Origin of the sequence: Kitasatospora sp. NPDC087314 (assembly GCF_044744365.1) — a bacterium.
In the GTDB taxonomy this organism is placed as follows: Bacteria; Actinomycetota; Actinomycetes; order Streptomycetales; family Streptomycetaceae; genus Kitasatospora.
In genome coordinates this window covers 92,686-116,934 of sequence record NZ_JBIUYE010000022.1, presented here as the reverse complement: position 1 = coordinate 116,934, position 24,249 = coordinate 92,686, and the positions used below count along the sequence as shown (strand labels likewise).

22 protein-coding genes and 2 pseudogenes are annotated in these 24,249 nt (G+C 69.8%); 10 read left to right on the top strand and 14 right to left on the bottom strand.

What is annotated here, in order from left to right; all coding sequences use genetic code 11:
- Positions 1 to 4 precede the first annotated feature (4 nt).
- Together ACIO5E_RS36475 and ACIO5E_RS36470 are read left to right on the top strand one after the other, a co-directional pair.
- On the top strand, positions 5 to 655 hold the full coding sequence (locus ACIO5E_RS36475) for a response regulator (RefSeq protein WP_400676337.1): 651 nt from the start codon (positions 5 to 7) through the stop codon (positions 653 to 655).
- Positions 656 to 993: 338 nt separating this feature from the next.
- Positions 994 to 1,512, top strand: coding sequence for a hypothetical protein (locus ACIO5E_RS36470; protein WP_400676335.1), 519 nt, complete (start codon positions 994 to 996; stop codon positions 1,510 to 1,512).
- A 371-nt stretch (positions 1,513 to 1,883) separates the two neighbouring features.
- Here the strand turns inward: ACIO5E_RS36470 and ACIO5E_RS36465 are convergent, their stop codons facing one another.
- The 3 genes from ACIO5E_RS36465 to ACIO5E_RS36455 form a co-directional block, all read right to left on the bottom strand.
- Positions 1,884 to 3,512 carry a PQQ-binding-like beta-propeller repeat protein gene (locus ACIO5E_RS36465; protein ID WP_400676333.1) on the bottom strand — a complete coding sequence of 543 codons (1,629 nt, stop codon included), beginning with the start codon at positions 3,510 to 3,512 and terminating at the stop codon, positions 1,884 to 1,886.
- Positions 3,509 to 4,987, bottom strand: a complete 1,479-nt coding sequence (locus tag ACIO5E_RS36460) for a tetratricopeptide repeat protein (protein WP_400676332.1) — start codon at positions 4,985 to 4,987, stop codon at positions 3,509 to 3,511. The genes ACIO5E_RS36465 and ACIO5E_RS36460 overlap by 4 nt, the downstream gene beginning before the upstream one ends.
- Positions 4,988 to 5,056: 69 nt before the next feature.
- Positions 5,057 to 5,977, bottom strand: a complete 921-nt coding sequence (locus tag ACIO5E_RS36455; protein WP_400676331.1) for a hypothetical protein — start codon at positions 5,975 to 5,977, stop codon at positions 5,057 to 5,059.
- A 110-nt stretch (positions 5,978 to 6,087) separates the two neighbouring features.
- Between ACIO5E_RS36455 and ACIO5E_RS36450 the strand changes: the two genes are divergently transcribed.
- Positions 6,088 to 6,756 carry an FkbM family methyltransferase gene (locus tag ACIO5E_RS36450; RefSeq protein WP_400676329.1) on the top strand — a complete coding sequence of 223 codons (669 nt, stop codon included), beginning with the start codon at positions 6,088 to 6,090 and terminating at the stop codon, positions 6,754 to 6,756.
- Positions 6,757 to 6,784: 28 nt separating this feature from the next.
- Here the strand turns inward: ACIO5E_RS36450 and ACIO5E_RS36445 are convergent.
- The 4 genes and pseudogenes from ACIO5E_RS36445 to ACIO5E_RS36430 form a co-directional block, all read right to left on the bottom strand.
- Positions 6,785 to 7,132, bottom strand: a pseudogene (locus ACIO5E_RS36445) (IS5/IS1182 family transposase); the annotation flags it as partial.
- Positions 7,133 to 7,149: 17 nt separating this feature from the next.
- Positions 7,150 to 8,001 (bottom strand): IS5 family transposase, encoded by an 852-nt coding sequence (locus tag ACIO5E_RS36440; RefSeq protein WP_400676328.1) that lies wholly within the window; start codon positions 7,999 to 8,001, stop codon positions 7,150 to 7,152.
- Positions 8,002 to 8,124: 123 nt separating this feature from the next.
- A complete protein-coding gene (locus tag ACIO5E_RS36435) occupies positions 8,125 to 9,084 on the bottom strand; it encodes a type I-E CRISPR-associated protein Cas7/Cse4/CasC (protein ID WP_400676326.1) in 960 nt (319 codons plus the stop codon).
- Positions 9,085 to 9,089: 5 nt separating this feature from the next.
- Positions 9,090 to 9,482, bottom strand: coding sequence for a type I-E CRISPR-associated protein Cas7/Cse4/CasC (locus ACIO5E_RS36430; RefSeq protein WP_400676324.1), 393 nt, complete (start codon positions 9,480 to 9,482; stop codon positions 9,090 to 9,092).
- Between the two features lie 216 nt (positions 9,483 to 9,698).
- Between ACIO5E_RS36430 and ACIO5E_RS36425 the strand changes: the two genes are divergently transcribed.
- Positions 9,699 to 12,212, top strand: a complete 2,514-nt coding sequence (locus tag ACIO5E_RS36425) for an NACHT domain-containing protein (protein WP_400676322.1) — start codon at positions 9,699 to 9,701, stop codon at positions 12,210 to 12,212.
- Positions 12,213 to 12,231: 19 nt separating this feature from the next.
- Here ACIO5E_RS36425 and ACIO5E_RS36420 read toward each other — a convergent pair whose 3' ends face one another.
- Together ACIO5E_RS36420 and ACIO5E_RS36415 are read right to left on the bottom strand one after the other, a co-directional pair.
- The gene (locus tag ACIO5E_RS36420; RefSeq protein WP_400676320.1) at positions 12,232 to 13,140 is read right to left on the bottom strand and encodes an NB-ARC domain-containing protein; all 909 of its coding nucleotides are present in this window, start codon (positions 13,138 to 13,140) and stop codon (positions 12,232 to 12,234) included.
- Between the two features lie 1,007 nt (positions 13,141 to 14,147).
- On the bottom strand, positions 14,148 to 14,768 hold the full coding sequence (locus ACIO5E_RS36415; RefSeq protein WP_400676319.1) for a DUF6939 family protein: 621 nt from the start codon (positions 14,766 to 14,768) through the stop codon (positions 14,148 to 14,150).
- Positions 14,769 to 15,306: 538 nt separating this feature from the next.
- Between ACIO5E_RS36415 and ACIO5E_RS36410 the strand changes: the two genes are divergently transcribed.
- The 3 genes from ACIO5E_RS36410 (at position 15,307) to ACIO5E_RS36400 (ending at position 17,451) form a co-directional block, all read left to right on the top strand.
- Positions 15,307 to 16,155 (top strand): HEAT repeat domain-containing protein, encoded by an 849-nt coding sequence (locus ACIO5E_RS36410; protein WP_400676317.1) that lies wholly within the window; start codon positions 15,307 to 15,309, stop codon positions 16,153 to 16,155.
- Positions 16,136 to 16,474, top strand: coding sequence for a hypothetical protein (locus ACIO5E_RS36405; RefSeq protein ID WP_400676315.1), 339 nt, complete (start codon positions 16,136 to 16,138; stop codon positions 16,472 to 16,474). Before ACIO5E_RS36410 ends, ACIO5E_RS36405 begins: the two co-directional genes overlap by 20 nt.
- Before the next feature lie 251 nt (positions 16,475 to 16,725).
- Positions 16,726 to 17,451 carry a hypothetical protein gene (locus ACIO5E_RS36400; RefSeq protein WP_400676313.1) on the top strand — a complete coding sequence of 242 codons (726 nt, stop codon included), beginning with the start codon at positions 16,726 to 16,728 and terminating at the stop codon, positions 17,449 to 17,451.
- 291 nt (positions 17,452 to 17,742) lie between these two features.
- Here ACIO5E_RS36400 and ACIO5E_RS36395 read toward each other — a convergent pair whose 3' ends face one another.
- Complete coding sequence (locus tag ACIO5E_RS36395) at positions 17,743 to 17,922, bottom strand: hypothetical protein (RefSeq protein WP_400676311.1); 180 nt, start codon at positions 17,920 to 17,922, stop codon at positions 17,743 to 17,745.
- A gap of 152 nt (positions 17,923 to 18,074) precedes the next feature.
- Here ACIO5E_RS36395 and ACIO5E_RS36390 point away from each other — a divergent pair, with 152 nt between their 5' ends.
- Entirely contained in the window at positions 18,075 to 18,485 is a 411-nt protein-coding gene (locus ACIO5E_RS36390) for a hypothetical protein (RefSeq protein ID WP_400676309.1), read from the top strand.
- A 69-nt stretch (positions 18,486 to 18,554) separates the two neighbouring features.
- Here ACIO5E_RS36390 and ACIO5E_RS36385 read toward each other — a convergent pair whose 3' ends face one another.
- From ACIO5E_RS36385 to ACIO5E_RS36370, 4 genes and pseudogenes are all read right to left on the bottom strand, one after another.
- Positions 18,555 to 18,959, bottom strand: coding sequence for a DUF6009 family protein (locus tag ACIO5E_RS36385; protein ID WP_400676307.1), 405 nt, complete (start codon positions 18,957 to 18,959; stop codon positions 18,555 to 18,557).
- On the bottom strand, positions 18,956 to 20,602 hold the full coding sequence (locus ACIO5E_RS36380; RefSeq protein WP_400676305.1) for a phage/plasmid primase, P4 family: 1,647 nt from the start codon (positions 20,600 to 20,602) through the stop codon (positions 18,956 to 18,958). Before ACIO5E_RS36380 ends, ACIO5E_RS36385 begins: the two co-directional genes overlap by 4 nt.
- Positions 20,599 to 21,702, bottom strand: coding sequence for a bifunctional DNA primase/polymerase (locus tag ACIO5E_RS36375; protein WP_400676303.1), 1,104 nt, complete (start codon positions 21,700 to 21,702; stop codon positions 20,599 to 20,601). Before ACIO5E_RS36375 ends, ACIO5E_RS36380 begins: the two co-directional genes overlap by 4 nt.
- An 811-nt stretch (positions 21,703 to 22,513) precedes the next feature.
- Positions 22,514 to 22,933: pseudogene (locus tag ACIO5E_RS36370) on the bottom strand (transposase); the annotation flags it as partial.
- Positions 22,934 to 23,506: 573 nt separating this feature from the next.
- On the opposite strand from ACIO5E_RS36370, the gene ACIO5E_RS36365 reads away from it, so the two are divergent.
- Positions 23,507 to 23,779: a hypothetical protein gene (locus ACIO5E_RS36365; protein ID WP_400676301.1), complete on the top strand. Its 273-nt coding sequence runs from the start codon at positions 23,507 to 23,509 to the stop codon at positions 23,777 to 23,779.
- 73 nt (positions 23,780 to 23,852) lie between these two features.
- Entirely contained in the window at positions 23,853 to 24,197 is a 345-nt protein-coding gene (locus tag ACIO5E_RS36360) for a hypothetical protein (protein ID WP_400676299.1), read from the top strand.
- The last annotated feature ends 52 nt before the right edge of the window (positions 24,198 to 24,249 follow it).

Sequence of the window (24,249 nt, the reverse complement as noted above, 5' to 3'; positions counted from 1 at the left end):
CGACATGACAGCTCGGACAGAGACGGACGGGCTCCGCATCATCGTGGTCGACGATCACACGGTCATGCGCGCCGGAGTCGTCGCCCTGCTGGCCTCGGAGCCCACCATCGACATCGTCGGCGAGGGCGGCGACGGCCGCGCGGCCGTCGAACTCGTCGAGCGTCTGAAGCCGGACGTGGCACTGATCGATCTGCGGATGCCGGTCCTCGACGGGGCGAGTGCCACCGCCGAGATCGTCGCCCGCCACCCGGGAACCCGGGTACTGATCCTGACCACGTACGACACCGACGCGGAGATCGAGCGCGCGGTCGAGGCCGGCGCGATCGGCTACCTACTCAAGGACACCACGCGTGATCAGCTCGTCGACGCCATCCGCTCCGCGTCCCGCGGCGAGACCGTCCTGGCCCCGAGGGTCGCGGAGCGGCTGGTTGCCCGCATGCGGCAACCCGCTCCGGTGGCCCTGACCACCCGGGAGGTGGATGTGCTGAGCGCGGTCGCCGACGGCCTGTCCAACGTGGAGATCGGTCGGCGGCTGGTCATCGCGGAGGCCACGGTGAAGACCCATCTGCTGCGGGTCTTCGCCAAGCTCGACGTCAGAGACCGCACGCACGCGGTGGTCGTGGCCCTCGAACGCGGACTGCTGGACAGGCGTTAGCCCAGGTGTTCAGTGATCGGCGCCCTGGCCGGCTCCTGACACCGTCAGTCCCTCCGCGCTGTCCTCGTCGTCCGAGCCCGGCCACGTCGGGGTCGCGCAAGGGCCGCGGGCTGCCGCCGGCCGGGGCGGGGGCGGTGAAGCTGTAGCGACCCAGCATTGAGATCGCGGTGCCTGAGCGGGGACAGCCGGCCATGTCCTCGGCGCGGAGCTGGGCGACAGCGGCGTTGACGTACCTGGAGCCTTCGTCACCTTCGAACGCTCTGGTCGGAGACACTGGCGTGATGCTTGGTCGGAGTGCTCGGGCTGGTCGTGGGCGGGACTCGATCGCCAGTGGCTGGTTGCAGGACGCGGCCAAGCGCGGCGTCGCGGAGAAGGACGTGCCCGCCGGCTGCACACATCTGATTGCCGCGATGGAACGGCTGTGGTTCACGCCCGAGGAGGTTGTGCAGCTGGCAGCCCTGGGCGACGCGGCGAAGGCCGCCTTCGACGCCTCGGCCGAGGGCCAGCGACTCGATGCGCGGCGTCGGGGATTGACGGAGCAGGACAGGGTGACCGCCGAACGTACGGTCGTCCTGTGTTCGCCCGAGGGCCGGGCCCTGGTGGACGAACGTGCCCGCCTCGCGGACGCGGCGGCGGCCGTGCTCGACGCCGACGACGCGCAGCGGGCCCGCGCCGACGAGGATGAGGACGGCGGCGACCCGGGGGACTACTACCGGGTGCAGCGGCCCAGGAACGAGGCAGCCTACGAGCGTGCCCGTCACGCGCTGGCCGAGTTCGACGCCCGGCACCCTGAGATCATCGAGGCACTGACGGAGCAGCGGGACGCCGCGGTCCGTCGCCATCTGGAACTCGACTGACCCGTCCGGCCCCTGCTCGACTCGACTGTTTGGTCCGACCGGCAAGAGGCGGCCCGCTGCCACGTGACGGGCGGGTGGATGCAGCCCGGGTCCAGGCGGTCATGGAGTTCTCTACGCTCAGTGATCACGAGGGCCGTGCCCGCGGCGTCGGCAGTCCGATCGCGATCCGATCCGACAACGGCTCCTGGTCGAACTGGCGCAGACGTCGTCAAGCCACAGCCTGCCGCAGCCACTGCCGGCGACGACCTGCCACCTTCTCGACCGGGCCACGGCATGGAGCCGGACACCCTGCAGCCAAGCTAGGGTCAGACCGTCCGCCTCTAGTCGCCACTGACCGGCTGCGCCTGCTCGCCCGAGCGACGGGGGTGGGGTCAGAGTGACTGTGGAGACGGGCGGAGGGCGTACACGTGTCCGTCGGCCGAGGAGACGAGGGCGCAGTCGCCAGTGAGCGTGGTCGCGCCGGACGTGACCGGGCCGCCAGTGCGGAACAGGCCCACGGGGCGCCCGGTCGGCGAGAGGAAGCACACGGAGCCGTCGCGGCAACCCACGACGATCGTGCCATTTGCCAGTTGGTTGATCGCCCCGCGCGCCTGCGGTCCGACAGGCGCCACCCAGGCCAGACGTCCGGAGCGAGTCTCGACCGCGAAGAGGTGTCCGTCTCCGGCGACGTGGACGTGGCCGTTGGCGACCAGCGGCGTGGTGTAGAGGCAGCGTCCGAGTCTGCGGCGCCAGCGGACGGTGCCGTCGGCCGCGTCCAGGGCCGTCAGCATACCGTCGAAGTCGGCGCAGTAGCAGGTGTTCGTGTCGTCGACGACGAGATCGGCCTTGACCGGCGCATCGAGCACGCGACGCCACCGGGGCTGCTCGTCGTCCGTGCTGAAGGCGGTGACCGTCCCGGAGTTGTCCGCGCCCAGCACGGTCGTCGTGCAGACCACGGCGGGGCGGGCGTGGGCGTATCCGGAGAGGGGCCGCCGCCACGACACCGAGCCGTCGCAGGCGCGCACGCGCAGCAGGGCGCCGGCCCGGGGCAGTTGGGTGGCGGGGACGAGGAGGTGTCCGGTCCCGTCGTCCGCCAGGCCCGCGCCGATGCGGTCCGCGCAGCGGGTCTCCCAGCGCAGATGGCCGGTGTCGCGGTCGACGCAGCGCAGGACGCCGTCGTCGCTGCCGATGACGGCGCCGTGCGGGGTGAATAGCGGTGTGCAGTGGGTGGGTGAGGGAGCATCGGGGTCGCCGAGCGGTACCTGCCAGCGCAGAGCGCCTGAGAGATCGACGGCGTGCAGCTGTCCGCGGTTTGATCCGACGACGACGAGGTCCCCGTCCTGCGTCGGGCGCGAGAAAGGGACGTCGTCGTCGACGTTGACGCCGCCGAGTCGCCACCGCACCTGCGGGGCGGCGCTCTGCTCCGGGCTCCCTGCGATGCCCAGGTCACTGAGCGTGAACAGGTGGCGCCGTGGTACCTCGTCGTGGGGCCGGCGGGTCCGGTGGGTGTTGTCGAACCTGACCAGCGTGACGATGACCACCGGGCACAGGCCGTACTGCAAGAGGGTCTCGACGACCCAGCCCACCGTGGCCCCGCTGCTCTCGAGGTCGTCCACGACGGCGACGGGGGACCCGTGCAGCGGCAACGGGCCCTCCAGCTGCCGCCGCCGACCGTACGCCTTCGCGCGCTCGCGCAGGACGAGCCCGTCGAAGGGGCTCCCCCGTCGTGCCGACTCCAGGACCAGCGCCCCCACCAGCGGCCCGCCGGACAGGCCGGTGCCGACGACCGCCCGCGGGCGGAAGGGGATCAGCAGCTCGTACAGCAGTCGACTCACGGCGGGTATCACGTCGGCGGCCAGGGCGATCTCTCGGCAGTCGAGCATCCAGCCATAGGGCTGGCCGTTGGTGCGCCACCCCTCACCGGGGCGGAAGGCGCGGTTGAGCAGGGCCTCGCGGACCGTGCCCAGGTCTTGCTCGGCCTGTTGCGGGTGGGATGTGGTCTGGACCTTGTCCGCACTCACCGACGATTTACCCGGCGACTGCGGAAGGCCTGCGACCGCCACGTCGGTGCCTGCCCGGCACCGTCCGTGACGCCTGGGGTCCGTTCGGCTGTCGGTGTGGCGAGCTGTGGGAAGTGCCGGTCGTTCTCCCGGTCACCGAACAGGAACGTGATGTTGATCCGGCGGTTGGTGTAACCGGGAGCGAACCGTACGCCCTGGGTGGCGTGGAAGAGGTCCGAGTTGAAGATCACCGCGCGGTTGGCTCGGTAGGGGATCTTCCGGACCGTTGCACGGCGGTCGGCCAGCAGCGTTCGCATCAGGTCGGCGCGCCCGTTGTACGACATGAAGTCCCACCACAGCGGGGCGTTGATGTCGTAGACGTCCAGGCCACCGGAGTCGGGATCGAGGTTGGCCTCCTCGGGTGTGATCCAGAAGTTCACGTTCACCGCCGCGAAATCGGCGTGCAGCGTGGAGCCTGCCGGCAGCGAAGCCCCGTTCTTGAAGGCCCATACCTGGCGCAGCGGGTACTCGCTCGGCAGCACGCTCGGCAGTGCCTCCTGCAACTCCTGCGCGATCTGCAGCAACAGTGGGCAATTGAAGCCGTCGTGGAAGAAGGCGCCGAGCCTGCCATGTCCGTAGCGGTTCGCCGTCCATACCGTCGACTCCAGGCAGAAGGCCCGCAGTTCGTGCAGTGCCTCGGGGGACAGGACCTGGTCGATGGCGATGACACCGCGTTCCTCGTGGTAGCGACGATCGACCTGCTGCCAGTCCTGGTCGCCGGACAGTGCCCTCGCCACTCGTGGCGTGTCCCGGATGTGCAGGAACCGGTTGTAGACGTCGCCGATGGCCTCCTCGTCGCTCGGGCCCAGCGGCACCTGGTGCTGAATACCCTCCCTCTCGAGCCGTGCGGCCACCTGCTCGTACGCGAGAGCGAAGGGCGCCAGATCGATGTCCAGCACTCCCTGGCTGGTGAGGTAGCCGAACTGTTCCACGTCGTGGCGCAGCTTCTGCACAGTGAGGAATCGCGGGGGGCGGGTGCTGCCGGGGAGCGGCTCGATCTCGCGGTCCTGGGGGTACCAGGGGCTTGCCCACCTCAACGCCCCGATGATCTGGGCGAATTCGGAGGCGGTGTCGAGGTCGGCCTCGCGAAACAAGCGGGTGATCTGCTGGGCGCACCAGTCGAAGCCGCGCTCACCGCTGACCAGTTCCCGGCGCACGAGCGGGCGGGCGGCCTGGACTTCGCCCTTCGCGAGCAGCAGCTGGCAAAGGTTGCGCCGGGCGAGCGTCTGGTCCGGGTCGTGGCGCAGCGCCTCCCGGTAGCAGGTCTCCGCTTCCGCAGGATCGCCGACGCACTGCCGGACCCAACCCAGGTTGTTCCAAGCCATGGCATGGAAGGGGTCTTCCGCCACGGCCTTGCGCAGCAGTTCCTCGGCCTCCCGGTAGGCACCGCGTTGCGAGAGCCGATGCCCCTGGTGCACGACGTCGGAGACGTTCATCGCGTCCTCCCTGCGATTGGTTGGGTAGTGCTGGACTCCGACCGGTGGGCAGAGCTGAGCGGCCGGGTGTCAGGCCTCGAACGCGACATCGAGCAACCCCTGCTCACGCAGGAGGTTCGCGTGTTGGAACAGGGCGTCCAGCGAAACCAGCACGTAGGCCGGGTCGAACATCTCCCCGGAGCCTGGGGCGTCCTCCACCGCGATGTGCGTGAACGGGCTGCGGGTGATGCCGGTGTGGGTGAACGGGCTGGTACTGGACGTGATCCCGGTCGTTCCCCCGCCCGTGATGAAGGTCGTGAAGGTGATGGCGGTCAGCGTCCCACCACCGCCGGTCCCGCCGTCACCACCGCCGGTTCCGCCGTCACCGCCACCGGTTCCGCCGTCACCACCGCCGGTCCCGCCGTCACCACCGCCGGTCCCACCGTCACCGCCACCGGTCCCGCCGTCACCACCGCCGGTCCCGCCGTCACCACCGCCGGTCCCGCCGTCACCGCCACCGGTCCCGCCGTCACCACCGCCGCCCTCCAGGACAACCGGCCGGCGCGCCAGGAACGGGACGAGGACCTCGTCGAGACCGACGGGATGCTGCCCCTCGGTGGCGGCACGCATCATCGCCACCAGGACGTGGTGAGCCCCCTGCTGGGCAGCCCCTCGCGCGAACTCACTTGCGAATGCGTTGCGGTCCGTGGCGATGTCACTGGCGGCGGCACGGTCGTACAGCCAGGTCAACAACGGACGGTTGGCCATGACCGAATAGATGAGCTGATCACTGACCGAGGCCTGTTCGGCAGACAGCTGGACGCCATGGACGTAGTCGAAAATCAGCGCCGAGGGACTCGTAACGAACTGCTCCCGGAGGAGGTAGTCCGTGGCCATGACCCTGAACAGCGAGTCCAGCCGACGCACCATCCCTGGAGTCGACAGGCCGCCGCGCGCCCCGGGCGCCACCTCGGCAGACGGGACAAGACGGAAAAGTCGATCAGTCTCCATGCGTTTCCTCGATCCGGAGAGAGCAGATATAGGACGTAAAGTAACTAAAAGAGTACATTTAGTAGCGGACCAGCCTTGCAACGCACCCCACGACACGAGCACGGGATGGCATGTACCGACCGAGATGGAGAGGTAGAACCTGGTCCTCCCAAGGACAGGACCTGTTCGTCTGCGAGGTCCTGTCCGGCCTGCGAGGCGGATTCTTCCTGGACTCCGGCGCAGGGGACGGCACCAACGGCAGCAACACCCGACTACTTGAGGAGGAGTACGGCTGGTCCGGAATTTGCCTGGAGCCGAACGCCGACCTGTACTCCCAGCTCAGGCGGGACAGGCGCTGCCTGTGCCTGCCCTTCTGCCTCTACTCGCGGAACGGCACCATCCCCTTCTTGGAGGGAGCTCGCGAACTGGGCGGCATCGTAGAAGCATTCCTTCCCGTCGACCTCGCACGCGCCGAGGTGGCGGCCGAACTGCTGCGCCGCGGTGACCGACCGGTCGTGGTGGACCGCGCGGTGCGGCGGCCTCTGACCGTCCTGGAAGAGACCCGAGCGCCACACGTCATCGACTACTGGAGCCTGGACACCGAAGGCTCCGAACTGGAGATCCTTCGCTGCTTCCCGTTCAGCCGCTACCGGGTCCGGGTGATCACCGTGGAGCACAACCACGGCCCGTCACGGGAGCCGATCCGGAACCTGCTGGAGGCCGAAGGCTACCGGCGGGTCGCAGCCCTGGACATCGACGACGGATACGTCCTGCGTCGCCCGGTCGACACCGTCAGTTAGTGGGCGTTTCGTTCCTGGTTTGTCGCGGTCAGGTTCCGCGCCAGGTTGGGGTGGATTCGCCGGTGAGGCGGCGGGTCATGAGACTGATCACCGCGGCGTGGATCATGGCTTCGGAGCGGGCGGGGAGGGCTTCGTAGTCGCGGGCGAGTCGGCGGTGGTTCATCAGCCAGCCTGGGGTGCGCTTGACGACCCAGCGGCGGGGCTGGACCGCGAACCCCCTGATTGCGGGGTCGCGGAGGACGATGTCGACGTTGATGCCCAGGGTGGCGCCGTGTTCGACGACGGCGTTCTTGTAGCCCATGTCGGCCCAGGCCTGGGCGACGGTGGGGTGGTCGGCGGCCACCCTGGTCAACAGCTGCCGGCCGGCGGTGCCGTCCCCCGACGGCAAATGGATCACTTGAGGCGTCGGGTGGTGGGTCGGCCGTCCCAGCGATAGCAGCTACGTGCTTGGCGGATCAGCATGCGGAGCGTGACGAGGGTGGCGGCGAGGTATAGGTAGATGTCCACGACCTTGCCGTTCCTCTCGGTGCAGCGCCGGAGCTTGCCGTAGGCGTTCATCCACGAGTGGGTGCGCTCGACCGGCCAGCGTCTGCCAGCTTGGATCGGGGCTGGCACGCCCTTGCGGGCGATGTCGGCCGTGAACCCCAACTTGGCTATCAGCGAACGTGACTTGTCACTGTCGTAGCCCCGGTCGAGGTTGACATTGACGGTGTCTGGAAGCGCGCCGACCTGCTCTGTCGCGGCGCCCAGGGTCGGCCCGAGCAGCGGCGAGTCGTGCCGGTTGGCTCCGGCGGAGACGATCCCAAGCGGGACGCCGCGAGCGTCGCAGGCGGTGGAGCGCTTCAGCCCCTGCTTGCCTCGGTCGACGGGCGAGCGGCCGGCCTTCTCCCCGCCGGACGGGGCCTCGGTGATGCAGCCGTCCACCGAGATCTCGCCCAGGTCGAGGCCGATCATCCGGTCGTAGGCCTCCACTGCGAGAGCGTGCACCATCCTGGAAATCCCTTGCTGTGCCCATTCTTTGAGGCGTCGGCGGATGGTGCGGTAGGAGCATCCCGGGGTGGAGATCCGCTCATATCCGGAGCCGTGGACCAGCGCGAGCACGACGTGCTCGAAGACGGTCCGGTCGGAGACCCGGCGGCGGTGGCAGCCGAGCGGGTGGCTCGCGGCGAACTCTCCTCGGACAGGCAGGAGCGCGGCGAACTGGTCCCAAAGGGGGTCGAGCAGACAGGATGGGAGCGTGGGCACGGCCGTCCTTCGTGATCACTGAGCGCAGAGAACTCCATGATCACGCGGACCCGTGCCCGTTCTGCGACCTCCCCGGAGGCTCGGTGCCCCCGGCGAGCCGGGCCAGGAGCACGTACGGCTGGGTCACGGGGCGGTCAGCTCCTCGGCGGTGTCGGCCTCGGCCGCGGCGAGACTGCCCTTGGCGGAGAGCTCGTCCAGGAGGTTCTGGATGCCGAGGTCGTACGTGAGGACGCGGCCGCCGGCGATGTCGGAGCGCATGCGGGTGACGAGCCGGTGGTGCTTCAGGAGCCTCTCGGCGGCGCGGCTGGCTCCGCCGCCGGTCTGCTCGTCGATGGGGTCCTCGAAGACGGCGGAGTGGTTGAAGGGGCGCTTGCCGTCGAAGGCGAGGACCAGCTTGGGCAGGGAGCCGGTGGAGGCGGTGGTGTTCTTCTTGGCAGCGGGCATGGCGTCGATGAACGCCCCCACGAACTGGCGCTCGGCGGCGACGGCGGCCTGGTCGGCTTCCTCGGCGCCCATGCCGCCGGCCATCAGGTTGACGCGCAGCTGGACGCGGTCGAGGGCGGCGTGCCGGTAGAAGGTGCCGGAGATGAGGGACTGGTAGCCGGTCATACCGGCGCCCGCGTCGTCGGCGGCGTCGAGGTAGTCCAGGGTGTTGGCCTTGCGGCGGATCTTGGAGTCGTCGGCGGCGCTGTAGAAGTCGTCGATCTGGGCGGCCGCGTGCACGGTGAAGGCGGGGCCGGTCATGATGGCATCGTCCACGTTCGGGGAGTCGGCGATCTCGGCGAGGAAGCGACCGTAGAGGGCGATGTCGATGGCGTCCCGGGGGGCGAGGGCGGCGAGCACGGCCGCGCGGACGGCCTTGGGGAGGGTCGGGATGCCGGTCCCGGTTGCGCTTTCCTCGACCTCGACGGGCAGGGTGTTCTCGTCGGCCGCCGCGGCGCGCCGCTTGCTCTTGGCCTTGGCCGTCTCCGCGGCCTTGCAGGCCTCCTCGAACTCGCCGACCCAGGAGAGGACGTCGTCCCGGTGGGCGTGGAGGAACTCCGCCAGCTTGGCCCCGGCGTCTTCGGGGGCGAACAGCAGCACCTTGGTCAGTTGCGGGTGTGCTCCTTGTCACCGAACTTGAGGCCCACGCCTTCCAGGACGGCCTTGGCGACGGGCAGCGCGTCCGTCTCCTCCCAGCCGAGGCCGCGCAGCGCCTCCGCGGTGAGCAGCGCCCATTCACGGGTGCGGATACCCATGGTGCAGCCGGCCAGGGCTCCCTCTCCCGCGTTGGCCTTCTCGCGGCCGAGGGTGCGCTCGGTCCGGCGGCGGGCCTGCGAGGTGATCAGGTTCCGGGTCTCGCCGCCGAACGGGATGGTCTTCGCCATGCCGTTCTCATCCCGGACCGGCAGGACGGCGACCAGGCTCTCGAGGGCGTGCAGGGACAGGAACTGGTGGCCGTCGAGCCGCTCGGAGACGGCGCCGGTCCGGATGATCGTCATGTGGTCCGCCACCTCACTCTTCTATTACTCGTTTACTTCTGTCTTTTGTGTTCTCTTCATTGAACGCGGAACACCTCCCAGCGTACGTTTCGCGATCACGGAGGACATCCGCTCCTCATGAGACCGTCAAAGGCTGTCGGAGGACTGCGCCCGGGTCCGCCGGAAGCCCGTTGCGTGCACCTGCCGGCCTGACAGCATGTCGAGGTGACTGGAGAGGTGCACAACAACAACGAGGGTTCGGCCCGGAACTTGATCCAGACAGGGAGCGCCCGCGACATCTACGTGGGCTCCTCGCCCGCTTCCCATGACGGACGTTCTGCCTCCGCCGATGCCGAGAGCGATGCGCTGGACGGGCTGGCCCGCGAGGTCCTGGATCAGTGGCGGGACGAGGCCAACGTTCGCGGTCTGCGGGAGCGCGTTCCGATGGTGATTCCATGGGAGCTGGAGCAGGGGCACGGAAGCGGGCCAGGCGAGAAGCACTCCGAGCAGGTCGGGCTCGATGGTCTGGTCGCGCGTGCCACAGCGCTCTCACCGTACCAACTGGTGATCACCGGCGCGCCCGGGGCGGGCAAGTCCTCCATAGCTGTCCTCCTCGTGGTCAGACTGCTGGAGGGCAGAGAGCGGGGCTCCGGAGAGGCCGTTCCGGTCATCCTGTCGTTGTCGGACTGGAACCCGGAAGTCAACCTCTGGGACTGGATCATCAGACGGGTAGGCGAGGACTACGAAGAACGCGTCAGAGGCCTCGACCAGTACGTGGTGAAGTCGCTGGTGCAGAACCGGCGGATCGTTCCGGTGTTGGACGGCTTCGACGAACTGCTTCCACTTGCCCGCGAGGATGCCGCAAAGGCGCTGAAACTGTCGTTCGACACGGGAGAGACGCTGGTTCTGACATCCAGACCGGAGGCCTACCAGGATGCCGTCGACAAGGTGCCCTTCCTGCGAGGTGTTCCGGTTCTGCGCGTCCTGCCGGTCCCGCCCAAGGCCGCAAGGACCTACCTCGCCCAGGTGTGCGATCGGGAACGCCTCGGATCCTGGCAGTCACTCTTCGACACGATGGAGAGCGATCCCGAGGGCCCAGTCGCCAAGGCCCTCTCCTCGCCCCTGATGCTCGGGCTCTCGGCGACGGTGTACGCGCCGAAGGAGGCCGACCCTCGTGAGCTGCTCGATGGGAAACGACTGCCCACGCAGACCGACATCGAGGGCCATCTGCTGGACGGGTTGATTCCTGCCGTCTGCGCGCAGGGACCACGGCCGTCCTACCTCCCCGGACCGGTGCACCGCTGGAGGTCCAACAGGGCGCTCGCGTACTTCTGCTTCCTCGCCGCCGAACTCCACCACCGACGTACCCACAACATCGCATGGTGGCAGCTGCGAAGCCTGCTGACCGAACCGGGCGTGTGGGGCGCCGTCGTCATCGTCGCCGCAGCCGTCTGCGGCACGTCGGCGAGCTATGCGATCGCAGGGCTCGCCGCCGTCCTCGGGGCTTCTCCCCCACGCCCCGGGCTCGGGATCGCGGGAGTGGGCCACGTACTCGGGGCCGTCGCCGCGGTCGCCATCATCACGACGGCGTTCGGAAGGATCCTGACGAGGCACCTGTTCAGTGGCTTCGACGATCGCCCACGACGGCCGGCGCCCGGAATCAGTGGGCAGCTGTTCCTGGCAGCATCGGCCGTCGCTACGGCAGCCGTCGGTGTGGCCCTGCCCAGCAGCACGTCGGCGAACCTGTGCGTCCTCGTTCTTCCCGTACTGTCCGGTGTGCTGCTGACCCGGTCGGCCGAGTCCGATCTGGCGGCCAGACCGGCACAGCTGTTGCACGGCGAGCGCAGGATCGCCCTCGTCGAATCCATGATGGTCGCGCCGGCCGTCGCAGGGACCTCCTTGGCGTTCTTCCACTGGCTCGACGGTGATCCGCTGCTCATCGTCGGCGGGCTCGCCATCGCCTGGTCGTGCTCGGCTGCCGTGCTGATGGCCCTCAGCCGATGGGGCCGCTGGAGCGCCACGCGCCTCATCCTGGCGGGGCGGCGGCGTGTGCCACAGGACCTGCTGGGCTTTCTCGAGGAGGGCCGCCAGCTGGGCGTGCTGCGGCGGGTCGGTACGGTCTACCAGTTCCGGCACGCCGCACTCAGGGCCCGGCTCTCGGGTGAGGCGGCAGACGGGATAGCCGATAGCTCCGAAGGTCCCCGCGCGGTGGTGCTCAGGAGCAGTGTGGGCAGCGTCAGGGCCCTGCGGGCGCTGGCATTCGATCTGTTGGCGCTGATCTCCATGTTCCTCCTGGTGGTCTCCCCGATGACCTCGGGATCGGGCTTCCGCGCCGACTTGCGCCAGACCTGGCTACTGCTGGTGCGTTGGTGGCCTCTGCTGCCGGGGGTGCTCGGCGTTCTCGTCCTGGGAGCACTGGCCTTGCGGGCGGTGGCGACGCGGCTGCGCATCGACAGCGAGGGCGTGCAGCTCAACGAGGGCCGCCGACTGCAGCTGCGGTGGGAGCAGGTGGCGGAGGTCCGGGTGCGCAGGGTCCGGTTCCGCAGGGACGCGGAGGCGGGCGCCCCCAGCGTGAACGTCTCCTACTGTCTCGTGATGAGGCCGGTGACCGGGCTGGCGACCCCGCGCCACCTCACCGACTCGGAAGGCTGGGTCAGGGTGTGGGAGCTGGGCTCCACCGAGGTGGTACCGCTCGACCTTGAGGTAGCGCTGTCCCGGTTCGCCGCTGATCGCTGGCGTCGTGACGTCTGAAACCTGAGGCCGTCCCGCGTCAACATGTCTCGCCGCCTCGCTGCTCGACAGCGCATCTGGATTTTCCGCGGAAAATCCGAGGGCCGGCTGGTCCGCTCACGATCCGGCCGGTGTCGATGAGGTAGGCCGCGGCTTGGGAGAGCGCGAGCGGGAGGTGGCCGAGGTCGTCGGCGAGGGCGGCGAGTTCGGTGTCGGTTTCCTGTCGGTCGGCGGCGAGGGCACCGGTGAGGTAGGACTGGGAGTCGACCGGGGTGAACACTCCGACCGGAACGATTCGGCGGCCCATGGTGATGGCCGCGTCGCGGCGCCGGCTGGTGACCAGGGTCCGCCCCTGTGGGCTGGCGGGCGGCCACAGCCCGGTGAGGTCGGCGGGGTCGGCGACGTCGTCCAGGACGATGAGCCAACGGCAGGACGGCCGTCCCGGTCCCGGTTCGAGCCAGGCCAGGAACTGCCGTGCCGCCCGCTCGGCATCGGACGTGTCGTCGCCGAGGAGCTCGGCGGCCGCCGCTGCGAGACCGGCCACCACCTCCGTGGTGGTGGTGGCCGCGGTGATCCACACGAGGACGTCCAGCTCGCCACCGTGCCAGAGGGTTCGGGCGTAGTGGGCGGCGAGCTGGGTCTTGCCCACACCGCCCAGGCCCACCACCACTCCGGCCGCCGGTGCGACCACAACCGTGTTCTCGCCCGGCTCGAGTGCGCGCGCCAGACGTTCCGACTCACCGCGGACCTGGAAGCAGCCGGCCTGTGGCGGGATCCGCTCGACCAGGTGCGGCCACTCGGCTGCCGTCCGTACGGCGTGCTGGTGCACGGTGAGGCTGGCGGCCTGGTACACGTCGCCGTGGACCGTGCTGTTGATGATGCGGTTCGAGACGCCCGGCACCGTCTGCTCGTCGTCCACGCCGTTCGCCCCCCGCCGGTCGTGGTCCAACTGCGTTCAGTGTCGCGCGGAAGGAACCTTGCCGGTACGACGGTGGAAGACCGGATCCGGTGCGGACGGCTCGTTCGGCACCTGGAGAGAGGCACGCTTCAGAGGCGGGGGCTTGGGCGTACTCACGCGAGGGGGCGGGCGAGTGCCTCGGGTCGCCAGCGGTGGTCGTCGGGTGCAATCGCCCGGCGGCGAACGCTGTCTGCGGGGAGGGCATTCGGCGGGCAGGCGCTGCAGCCGAAGGCCCGGCTCGGCACCACATGAGCCGCTTGCTCGACGGGCATGCTCGATCGGAACCGCTCCAGCCCGCCGAGGGCCTGCAGAAATTTTCCACGGAAAATCCGGAGCCGTCAGGAGAGCGGACTTCCCTGGTGCTCGGCGCTCTCGGCGCGGTGGCCGTCAGCCCGAGGCGGTTGAGGTCCAGGTTGCGCAGGATCTGTCCCCGCAAAGCCGGAGCCGACTTCCCCGGCCTGAACCTCCCGTCCTGCCTGGCAAGGAAGCCGAAACCCAGCCGAACCGGCCTCGCGTTCCTGACCGACGAGACGGCTGCCGTGTCTGGGACCTGGGCCCCACCGAGGTGGTGCCGCTCGAACCGGAGTCCGCGCTGTCGTGGTCGCTGCCGACCTCTGGCGAGGTGAGGACTGAGACCGTAGGCGGGCTTCGGGGATGGGCAGCCGATTGTCCCGGGTACTCCCCTGGGTGGTTGCCCGGTGGCCGGACGGATCGGCGCTGGCTCCGCTCGGCGCCTTGGATTTTCCGCGGAAAATTCGAGACGGCGGGGAGTCGGGCTCCCCGAGTCTGGGAGTGCCGGACAGCCAGTGACGTCGGCGGCCGGATGGCCAGCTGGTTGGCCGGTCGGCCGGTCGGCCGAGGCGGATCGCGGCCCCAACCTCAGCTGCCCGAAGCCTTTCCAGAATTTTCCGCGGAAAATCAGCGGGTCAGCGTGTCCTGGCCATGGCTGCGAGCCCACGGCGCCCGCCGCACGCCCGACACGTCCGTCGCCGGACCACTCATGGCATTCGACCGGTGATCCCGCTGGAAGCCTCAACGTCGTCTTCGCTGGGCCAACGCCCCTCTGTGTGCAACCGGATGAGCGCGGCGTGGGAGAGCGGGCTGGCACTGTTGGTCACGTCCCCGTTGGCGGTGTAGTCCAGGAGCACGACGTCCTCCTTGTCCCTGAGCAGCTCGACCAGGTCGGCGGTGCGGTGCTCGAGGATCCACCGGTAGGCCGGCAGGTAGATCCGGCGCCGAGCCGCTTCGTAGGGCAGCAGCCGGTCGCCGTGCAGGCCCGTTCGGTGGCCTCGGACGGGGCCGTATCGACGGACTGTCCGCTTCAGGCCCTTCATCGTGGTGACGCTCAGCTTCGTGGGGTCGACGTCGGAATCATGGAAGACCTTGAGGGCTTGCCAGATCCCTTCCACCGACTGACTGGTCGCACCATCGCTGTAGGGGACCGGAATGCCGCCGTGCGGATAGAACGGGCTCAACCGCACCCACGGGTCCGGCGCCTTGAAGGTCACGTCGATGATCTCCGCGCCGGGGAACGCGGCGGTCAGTGACGTCATCGCACGGCGACGGCTGGCAATACGGATCGACACCTGAAGGTCCCCCGTCTTGACGGCATCAGCCACCGAGCATCCCCGATGGCACTGACAGCCCGCCCCGCCCGTGGCACCGGGCAGCGCTCCGGCCGCCCCGCACGCAGGATCGGCCAAGCCCAGGCTCGGAAATTTTCCGCAGAAAATCGGCCGGGCCGGAGCGGCTCGGGTGACGCCTGGGCCAGGGAGCACGACCGCGTCCGACCGCACCGGGCCCACGCCGCATCCTGCGCGCGGTGTCAGCACCGGTGCCTGGAGTTCGCGGACGTGAGATCACCTGAAGAGCTGGACACGATCGACTGGCCGTCCCTCGGACACGCCTACGGCGATGGCAGCGACGTCCCCGGCTGGATACACGCCCTCTACTCCGACGACCCAGACCAGGCGCGCACGGCCGTCTTCGAGTTCTTCGGCCGAGCCCTGCACCAGGGGTCGGTCTCATCGGCCGCCGTGGCAGCCGTCCCCTTCCTCGCCCACGCGGCGGTGCACACACTGTCCACGAGCGGGCTGGCCTGCTCGCGGCTCTGGCCGGATGCGGGGGCACCGGAGTGGAGCCGGCGGAACCCTCCCGATGGTGCTCCGCGAGCTGACCGCCGGCTACGAGTCCGACCCAGCCAGCGCGGTCCGCGCCGAGGCGCTGACCGTCCTGACCCTCCTCGATCCAGATCCGGCCGTGACCCACCGTCGACTCCGCTCCGCACTCACGGACCCGGTGCCGGCCGTCCGCGCCGCGGCCGCCCTGGCTCTCGTGGAACGGGCCGAGGCGCCCTACCCGGCCGATGTGGTCGCCGTCCTGGCCGAGGCCGGAGGTGACCCGGAGTTCGACGCCGAAACCAACGAGTTCGTCCCCGGGATCGGGAGCACCGAGGAACGCGCCTGGATCCTGACCGAGGACGCGGACGCCCTCGCGGCGGTGGCCCGCGGCTGGATCGACCGAGGGGACCACCAGGGCCGCGGCATGCGCCGCGCCCGGCAGCTGTCCGAGATGTGGCGCGACCGCGAGGACGAGACCGTCGGCCTGCTCACCGCCGCCCTGCCCCACGAGCACTCCCCCTGGGATCTCGGCATCCTGATCGGCATCATCTCCCGGTGGTTGCCCGACGTCTGCCATCCCGACCCGGCGCTCGCCGACAACCTCCTCCCCCACACCCGCACCGACTTCCTCGCCGGCCGCAAGGCCCAGACGGTCCTCGGTCAGCTCGGTGATCCGCGTCTGCTCACCGACGTTCCCGACCCGAGCCCGGAGGCATTGGCCGCGCTCGCCGTCCGGACCCGGAGCCCCGAACACCAGCGCCTCGCCCTACGGCACCCCGACGGCACCGGACCGGACGGTCTCTACGCCGACCTCTCCCCCGAGGACGCCCGCGCGTGCCCTCACCGGGCAGGGCCGGACCGTCCGTTTGCGCGACCTGTCCGGTGACATCCGGCTGAAGCTGACGCCTCCGAGGGCCGGCCCTGGCAGCGTCTCCGAAGACGTCTTCGTCGACTTCTACGACCGGAGCGGCTTCTTCACCATCGAGGCGTTCGCGGAGTGCGCTCGCTATCTCGACGACACACCCGTGGACTCCGAGGGAGCGCCGGAACACCTGGCCTACCTCTCGGTACCGGCCAAGGTCCGCCGGAGTGACCGCGATCGCGCAGAGGATTTTCCGCGGAAAATCCTCTGCCCTGCCGGAGCCGCCATCGAAGGCGGGTGTCCGACGGTGAGGCGGCACATTGCGGACGACCCATGGCGCTGAGCCGTTCACGGCTGTCCAAGCCGCGGAATTTTCTGCGGAAAATTCGTCCGTCCCGATCCTCCAAGCGGTTCCGTCAGCCGACGGGGGAGCGGACCGCCGAGACGCCTCGAACAAGTGCGGCACCGAGCGTGGTGTGGTGCCCGCCGATGCCCAGAAGGCAGCAGGCGCGAAGAGAAATTCGCCGGGGCCGCCGTGAACCGGCCGCTACCTCACGAGGACGTTCTCCGGGGGGGGTGACCTAGATGCGGCCGATGCTGCTGGTGGACGCGGACGGGCCGCTGAATCCGTCAGCGGCGAAGCTGTACCGGCACCCCGACGGCTACGAGACGCATCGACTGATGACACCGCGGTGGGAGGCGGCCGAACGTCGCAGGATCGCTCAGTGGGACCTTCCCAAGAAGCCGGTGAAGCCACTGCGTGTCCGGCTCGACCCGGCTCACGGACCGGCGCTCGCCGGCCTGCCGTTCGACCTGGCGTGGGAGCAAGAGGCCGACACCTTCCTCGAGCCCCTCCTGGGACTGCCCGCCCTGCTGGTCGTCGCCTGCCCGATCCGCGTCGCCCAGCCCGACGACGGCATGTTTTGGAAGACGCCGGAAATCCCGGCCTGTGTGCGCAGGGCCTCCCGTTCGCGTGGGGGGACGACCGAACCACACGGACGCGGACCGCACCTGCGGCCAGGTACACCACCGCGGTCCGGCGCTCCTCCATGCCGCCGATCCGAAACCGGACTGACGGCGGAGGAGTGTGCGCTCGCGGCCCGGGTGTGCCCGGAGTGCGAGCGTGCCGACCTCCATCTGGCCTTCACCGTGCCGAGGTCGCCCTCCTTGAACGTCATGGCCGCGCTCTGGTGCGGTGCGTGCCTGTGCGGAATCCATCTCGGCAACTGTCCCCGGCCCGAGACCGGGAGAGTCTGGAGCAGGGACGACACGCAGCGCGGGAGGCCGGTGCCCGACTACACCTTGATCCCGTGGGAGTAGCTCCGCCCCGCGCGAGCAGCAGTGGCTACCAGCCGACACGAAGCAGGAGGTCGTCGGGCTGTACCCGGGGGAGTGCAGGCGGGGAGTGTGCCGGGTAGGGCCTGACTCAGGACCTGGTTTGACTCCGTACCCGTGTCCTTCTTCGAACCCGGCTGTAAGGCGGAAACCCCTGGCCCCCGTTGTCGCCGTCGAGTGAGGCCTGGCCCGTCGCTTCACCAGGCGTCGCAGGGGCACGCAAGGACGTGACCGGGATGGGAGCTCGGCAGCCAACGTCACCGGCTCTTCTGAGGGTCATTCAACGCGCACCGGCTGCTGCCATTCGCTTCCCGGGGGTACATCGTCCGGCCAGGCGAAGCACAGCTCTCCGTCCGCCGCAGCGACCAGCCACTGGGCAAGGTCGATCCCTTGCAGCTGGCAGGCACCGTCCGCGCTGGACCACATCGCGCCGTCCGGGTCGCGGAAGTCGATCATCGACCACATCGTGCAGCCCCAGTCGTACCGCGGCACCACTCCGGCTGGCACTCCTTTGGTGGGGTCCGGCCCGTCCCCCGGGCGCGTACCGGACCCCGGCTAGGCTGAAACCGCACGTCAATGGCCATGAACGGCCGGGGAGGGTTCTGGCAGTGGAGAAGATGGGCGAGCTGGACGACCTGCGGGCGCGGCTGGCAGCGTTGGAGGCGGAGGTCGGCCGCCTGCGCGAGGAATCCGCAGCGACACGCGCGACGGCCGTCAAAGCCGGTCGGGACGGTACGGAGGTCCAGTCCTCCGTTGACGACCTCACCCGGGCGCCGGACGCCGTCCGTACGGACCGGGTCGAGCAGCACCGGTCGATGACCCACCTCGCCGATGCCGTCGGCGTCATGGTCTCCGACCAGGCCGAGCAGACCCGGGTGCTGCGGGCCCGCGGTCAGACCCCGGAGACCCGGATCTCAGCGTCCCGCAGCAGCACGCTCCCCCAGCACGGCCAGTTCCTGGAAAGCCTCCTGTCCGGCCAGTCGGTCCTCCCGGAGGAGCCTCGCCGAGAGGACCGGTGAGCGCTGTGTGGCGGTGGGGTACGTTCCGAGGTCGGAACGTACCCCACCGCCACACAGGAGCCAGGAGCCTCAGGCCTTCGGAAGCGTTATCCCCAGCTCGAGCATCGCCGGCGAGGCCGGGCCACCCTCAGAGCGCTCGGTCTTGTAGCCCTTGACCCCGGGGGCCACCGTGCGCGGGTCGACGGCCTCCGAGGGGGCGCCGGTGGAGTACAGGCCGTCCGGGTCCTGGTCGCGGTCGTGGGGCAGCAGCCAGAAGACCCGGCGCCGGAAGGTGCCGGAGGCGCGCGAGGACTTGGCATCCGAGCCGAGGATCGCGTAGCCGACCATGCGGCCGTCGCGGTGGTAGGCGGGGCGGCCGCGGCGGGTGGTGAGCCGGTCCAGCGACTGACGGACGTAGTCGAGGTCGGAGGTGTCCTCCAGCCAGACGAGGTCGGTTTCGTGGGCGAGCTCGGCCGGGTCGATCAGCGCGCTCACGCGTTGTGCTCCTCTGTGTCGTCAGTGATCAGGCCGATGCCCGGGTAGTACTTGCGGCTGTTGGACAGGACCATCTCCTTGGGAGAGGTCATACCCAGTGTCTCGCGGACCCGTGCGGCGAAGGCACGCCCGGATACGGGATTGGCCCCCTCGAATCCGCACCAACGGGTGTAGGCGCCGAAGAGCTGAGCCTGTTCCGCGCGCATGCCCTCGCCGGCGACACAGGCTTCCTTGAGGAAGCGGCCGACGTGGTCCTCGGTCTCAGCGTAGGCGGTGGTGGCGGTCTGGACGGCCTGCGGGCCGGCGAGGTCCTTCTCGCCGGCGAAGTAGCGGCGGGCACCGTCGATGAGCCAGGCGAGGATGCCGGGGCCCTCCTCGGCGACGAGGACGTGGGCCAGGTTGTCGATCTTGCGTTCCTCGGGGACGACCCGTTCGAACGGGATCAGGCGCATGCGCCGCCAGAACGCGAAGCCGCCGGTGCCCACCTCGGGGCGGTGGTTGCCGAGCAGCCAGAGCTTGTGGGTGGGCTCGAAGGAGAAGAAGTCCTGGCGCATCCGCCGGGCCTTGATCTTGTCGCCGCCGGTGAGCAGTTTGACCCGGGCCTCGTCGAAGCGGTCGCCGGGCTTGAGCTCGGAGCAGACGATGATGCGTCGGCCGTGGAGCTCGGCGAGGTCGGTGGGGTGGCCGTCGAAGGTCTTGGCCATGAGGAAGCCGGGCGGGGCCGCGTCGGCGTAGTCGCCCAGCAGCTGGATCATGACGTCGAGGAGGACGGACTTGCCGTTCTTGCCCTGGCCGTAGAGGAAGGGCATGACCTGGGCGCCGACGTCGCCGCTGATGGAGTAGCCGAGCAGCAGGTGGAGGAAGTCGCGGGTCTGGCGGCCTTCCTTGTCGTCACCGAAGGTGTCGGTGAGGAAGCGGTCCCAGCGGGGGGTGGGCATCCGGGCCGGGGCGAGGGTGGTGGAGCGGGAGTGGTGGTGGACCTTCGGGTCCGGCGGGACGATCGCTCCGGTGCGCAGGTCGACCACGCCGCCGGGGGTGCACAGGGCGTAGGCGTCGGCGTCGAGGAGGGCGGCGTTGAGGACCATGCCGGGGGCGGATTTCGCCTGGGCGAGCATGGCGTTCATGCCGGAGGTGGACAGGGCGCGGCGGCGGTGCCGGCGCAGGTCGGTGTTGGTGTAGAGGCCGCGGGCGTCGTGGGTGGCGATGCTCTCGGCCATCTCGCCGGCGGCCCACAGGACGGTGTCGTCCTCGTCGAGCTGCCAGCGGTGGGTGGACCAGCGGTACCAGCCGATGCCGGGGACATGGCGGTAGTCGCGGCCGTAGAGGTGGACGAAGAGTTTGGCGTTGCCACGGTCGGAGAGCGAGTCGGGCAGCAGGCCGTGGGAGCTCGCCTGCGGGCCCGCCTGGGCCTGAGCGGTCCGCGCGGGCGGTGCGCTCTGTGCCGCGTGCGCGCTGTGTCCGGCGTGGAACGGCGGCTGCGGGGGTGCCTGGAGGGCGTCGGTGGGGGAGTCGAGGAGGCTCTCCTGAACGGCGGCGCCGTGCCAGGGCGCCGGCGAGGGGCCGGGCAACGACGGGTACTCCAGGATCTGCTGGGCTGCGGCCACGGGGTCGAAGACCGTCCTCTTGCGGGGGCTGTCGGTCATCCGCGGGCCTTCCCGATGTGCAGGGGCTGCCGCGCGCCGGCCGCGAGACCGGAACGGATGACGGCGGAGCTGTGCCGGTCCTGGGCGGGACGGGCGGTGCGGGCTGCGTCGAGGAGGAGTTGCTCGGCCGCGGTGGGGGTCAGGTGCCCGGCGGAGACGAGTCCTCCGACGGTGTAAGCGGCCCGGTTGAGCTTGCCGGTGAAGCCGGCGCCCTCGGGCGTGGTGGCGCAGTCGGTGACGTCCTGCAGGACGGTGGCGAGGACGCGTTCTGCTCCGCGCTTGCCGCCGCCCGCCGCCACGACCGCCTGACGGGCACGGTCGGGGACGGGGGCCGGAACGGCCGGCTGGGCGTCTTGTCTGTCCTTCAGATGGCCGGTGCGGACGAGTTCCTCGGCCAGCCACTGGGGGAGCGGGGCCGGGGTCCAGGCACCGGGGAGGGCGGTGTAGGTGCCCGCGCTCGTGGTGGTGCCGGGGGCGACGATGTAGCCGCCGTGGGCGCGGACGTCGACCTGCCAGGCCAGGGCCCGTCCGGTGGAGGAGCCGGTGGAGCAGGTGAAGCCTCGGGGCTCGTCGTCCCGGTACCAGACGTGCAGGCCACCGGAGGGCGTACGCACGCGCAGCGTGGAGGTGTCCTCCGCGGGGGAGGGGGAGCGGCGGAGGGCGGCCAGCAGCGCGAGCGTGTGGTAGCCGTTCTCCAGGCCGTCGAGCTCGACGTGCTCGTGGATCGGGATGCCGGGCAGGATCCGGTCCCGGGCGGGGACGGTGCCCGGGTGGTTGTCGACGTCGATGACGACCAGGCCTGCGGGGCCGCAGGCAACGGCGGCGCCGAAGTCGGGGTTGGTCTGCCACCAGGCGGTGATGACGTCCTGGTCGAGGGTGGCGGCGTGGAAACCGTGGCACCAACGACCGGCGCTGGGGCAGGAGCAGTCCGCTGGGGAGTGCGGGGAATCCTGGCAGGCCTGGCAGTTGGCCGGCGGGGTTTTGCGACCGGGGGCCAGCGGGTGGACCGGCCAGGCCTGGGTGGCACACCACCGGGCGACGGCCAGCGCATCCGGCTGGCGGCCCGTTCGGTCGCTCCCCACGGCCTGCGGCGCCGTCACGCGGGTCCCTCCCCCTTAGTTCAGTAGCTGCTGCAACTGCTTCGGTAGCTCGGTAGCTGGCCGACTTTCGGTCGCTCGTTCAGTCGCTGAGGGCAAAAAGCCAGGTCAGGGCACTGGTGGGCGCCGGATCAGCGACTGAAGCGACCGAAGTCCAGAAGATAGCTCACACAGACTATCCGAGCGAGGACGCCCGCATCCGGAGTGGCGGGCCTTCCCGGGAAAACTCAGCGACCGAACCCTGGGGAGCGACCGAGTCGCTTCGGTCGCTGTTTTCGGTCCACTGACGTTTTCGCAGGTCGGAGCCGTTTTTCAAGCCGAACAGCGACTGAAGCGACTGTAGCCCGGGTCTATAACGCGCACACGCACACGGGAATGTCTTCATATACCCGAACTTGAGTCGCTTCGGTCGCTGATGTGGTCGGTGAAGCCGCTCTGACCTGCGGTTTTATCCAGCGACTGAAGCTCAGCGACCGAAGCTACCGAGTCTCTCGCGCACGGTCGCTCGGCGTGTCGCGCGTGTCAGGAGTGCGCCGAGGGTGCCTCCCAGTCCAGGATTCGGTCGCTTGAGTCGCTTCGGTAGCTCCCGTAGGAGTGTGCGCGAGAGACCGTGCCGCCGGCTTTCCGCGATCGTTGTTCCTTCGGTGAGTCGCTTGAGTCGCTTCGGTAGCTCCCGGGCCGCCTGGCCAGGTGACCGTCTTGCGGTGCCCCGAGGCCGGGCTGGTCGCTGCAGGCAGCAGCGGGTGTCTCAGTTCCTGGGGCGTGCTGCAGGCCCTAAGAGGGCGTTTGAAGTAGGCGGATTGCACTTTATGTGCTAGTAGGTCTCTCGCCATGGTGTGGTCTCGTCCGCTATGCGCTTGGCGAGGTTGCCGATCGAGGCGATGTGGATCACGGCTTCGGAGCTGATGGGAGGGGTCTCGTCGTCGCGGGCGAGGCACCGCCTCAGCATGATCCACCCCAGGCTTCGTTCGACTACCCACCGCCTCTTTACCACGTGAAATCCGGGGACGTCGGACTTCCGGTGAACGACCTCGACGTCGATGCCGAGGCTGGCGCCGTGTTCGATCACGGCGTTCTTGAAGCCGGTGTCGACCCAGCTTTTGGTGATGCTGGGGTGGGTCTTCTTGGCCTGGTTGAGGAGGTGGATTCCCAGTGCGTTCTCGGAGAGGCTGGCGGCGGTGACGTTCACGGCGAGGATCAGTCCGATGGTGTCGGTGAGGATGCCGCGTTTCCGGCGCCCAACTTGGCAGGAGTTCTCCCCCCTACACAGTGGGCAGCGACCCAAGCGACCCAGCATCTGCCCTGCCACTGACAACACGTTTCCCTCCGGACGGTCCGCTCAGCCGGGGAAGCCGGCGCCGAACCTGTCTGCTGCTCCTATGGGCTGTCAAGCGGTGGTGAGCCAGTTGCGGTAGGCGTTGGCGAGGTCGTCGTACGGTGTCGTCCACCCCGCCGAACACGGTCGGGCCCGTGGCGTCCTGACTGCCGGTTCCTGTCATGCTGGTACTGCCTTCCTAGCCGGAGGCGGCCTCCGGTCGGGTGGGGCAGACAGGACACTGAGGGGGCCTCTGGCCAGGCTCCTGACTTGTTGAATCGGCTCCAGACGCTCGGTCTGCAGCCGTAGCGTCCAGGGTGTCGGTCGCGTCCGGGGGCACCACCCCCCGCCTCGGCCTCCGCCGCCGCCCGCCACCAGGCGGCCAGCAGTTCCTGCTCGAAGCCGTCCTCCACGTCCCGGGCGGCGTAGGGCGGAACGCCGGCCGAGAGAATCTGGCCGGCCGGACGGAACAGGTCGCCGTAGAAGCCCATCGTGATATCAGGCTCGAGCTCCTACACCCTGGCCTCCACCCTCGTGCACCAGGCGATCATGCTCCCCACCACCACCACCCTCATGCTCCGCGGCCCCTACACCTCCACCGCGCACGCCGCCGCCGACCTCGTTCCGCCGACCACCGCCTGGCCCGCGCCCGTCGACGGCGGCGTGCCGGTGCACTCGCGCCCTCTGACCGACGACGAACACCGCTCCCTGCACCGGTCCCTGGCTGCTGACGGCGTGATCGACCACGTACCGCCGAGCCGCTGACCACCCCCCGCCCCCGCCCCGGCACCTGCGGCCCGAGCAACGACACCACCACCTGACCTACCGAGGGACCACGATGTTCACCATCCACAACGACGCCGACGCCCCGGCCGACGACCAGAAGCGCTACGAGCGCTTGCTGGAGAACGCGATCCCGCTGGCCGCCGAGCGGCTCAGCGGGGTCACCACCCGCAGGCACCTTCCCGACGAGCCCGAGCCGAGCGCGCTGTTCACCCAGCTCTCGGCGGAGTCGCCCTTCGCCGGCGCCTACGACCTGGGTGAGCAGTTCGTCGCCGTCGTCCACACCTACGGCGGGCACGCGCTGATCGAACGCCTCCTCAAGGACGAGGACCTCCTCCCGACCAACCGGGAGATCCAGGACCCGCAGGCCTGGCTGAACCGCCACCAGTTCACCGGCTGAACCCGCCCCGGCACCCGTCCAGGCTTGGCAAGCTGGGGCGACCACCGCCACC

Excerpts from the sequence above, each read along its gene's own strand:
- ACIO5E_RS36475 (WP_400676337.1), top strand. The coding sequence starts at position 5 with ATGACAGCTCGGACAGAGACGGACGGGCTCCGCATCATCGTGGTCGAC.
- ACIO5E_RS36460 (WP_400676332.1), bottom strand. The coding sequence starts at position 4,987 with ATGAACGTCTCCGACGTCGTGCACCAGGGGCATCGGCTCTCGCAACGC.
- ACIO5E_RS36455 (WP_400676331.1), bottom strand. The coding sequence starts at position 5,977 with ATGGAGACTGATCGACTTTTCCGTCTTGTCCCGTCTGCCGAGGTGGCG.
- ACIO5E_RS36450 (WP_400676329.1), top strand. The coding sequence starts at position 6,088 with ATGTACCGACCGAGATGGAGAGGTAGAACCTGGTCCTCCCAAGGACAG.
- ACIO5E_RS36430 (WP_400676324.1), bottom strand. The coding sequence starts at position 9,482 with ATGACGATCATCCGGACCGGCGCCGTCTCCGAGCGGCTCGACGGCCAC.
- ACIO5E_RS36410 (WP_400676317.1), top strand. The coding sequence starts at position 15,307 with ATGGTGCTCCGCGAGCTGACCGCCGGCTACGAGTCCGACCCAGCCAGC.
- ACIO5E_RS36400 (WP_400676313.1), top strand. The coding sequence starts at position 16,726 with ATGCTGCTGGTGGACGCGGACGGGCCGCTGAATCCGTCAGCGGCGAAG.
- ACIO5E_RS36395 (WP_400676311.1), bottom strand. The coding sequence starts at position 17,922 with ATGATCGACTTCCGCGACCCGGACGGCGCGATGTGGTCCAGCGCGGAC.
- ACIO5E_RS36380 (WP_400676305.1), bottom strand. The coding sequence starts at position 20,602 with ATGACCGACAGCCCCCGCAAGAGGACGGTCTTCGACCCCGTGGCCGCA.
- ACIO5E_RS36360 (WP_400676299.1), top strand. The coding sequence starts at position 23,853 with ATGTTCACCATCCACAACGACGCCGACGCCCCGGCCGACGACCAGAAG.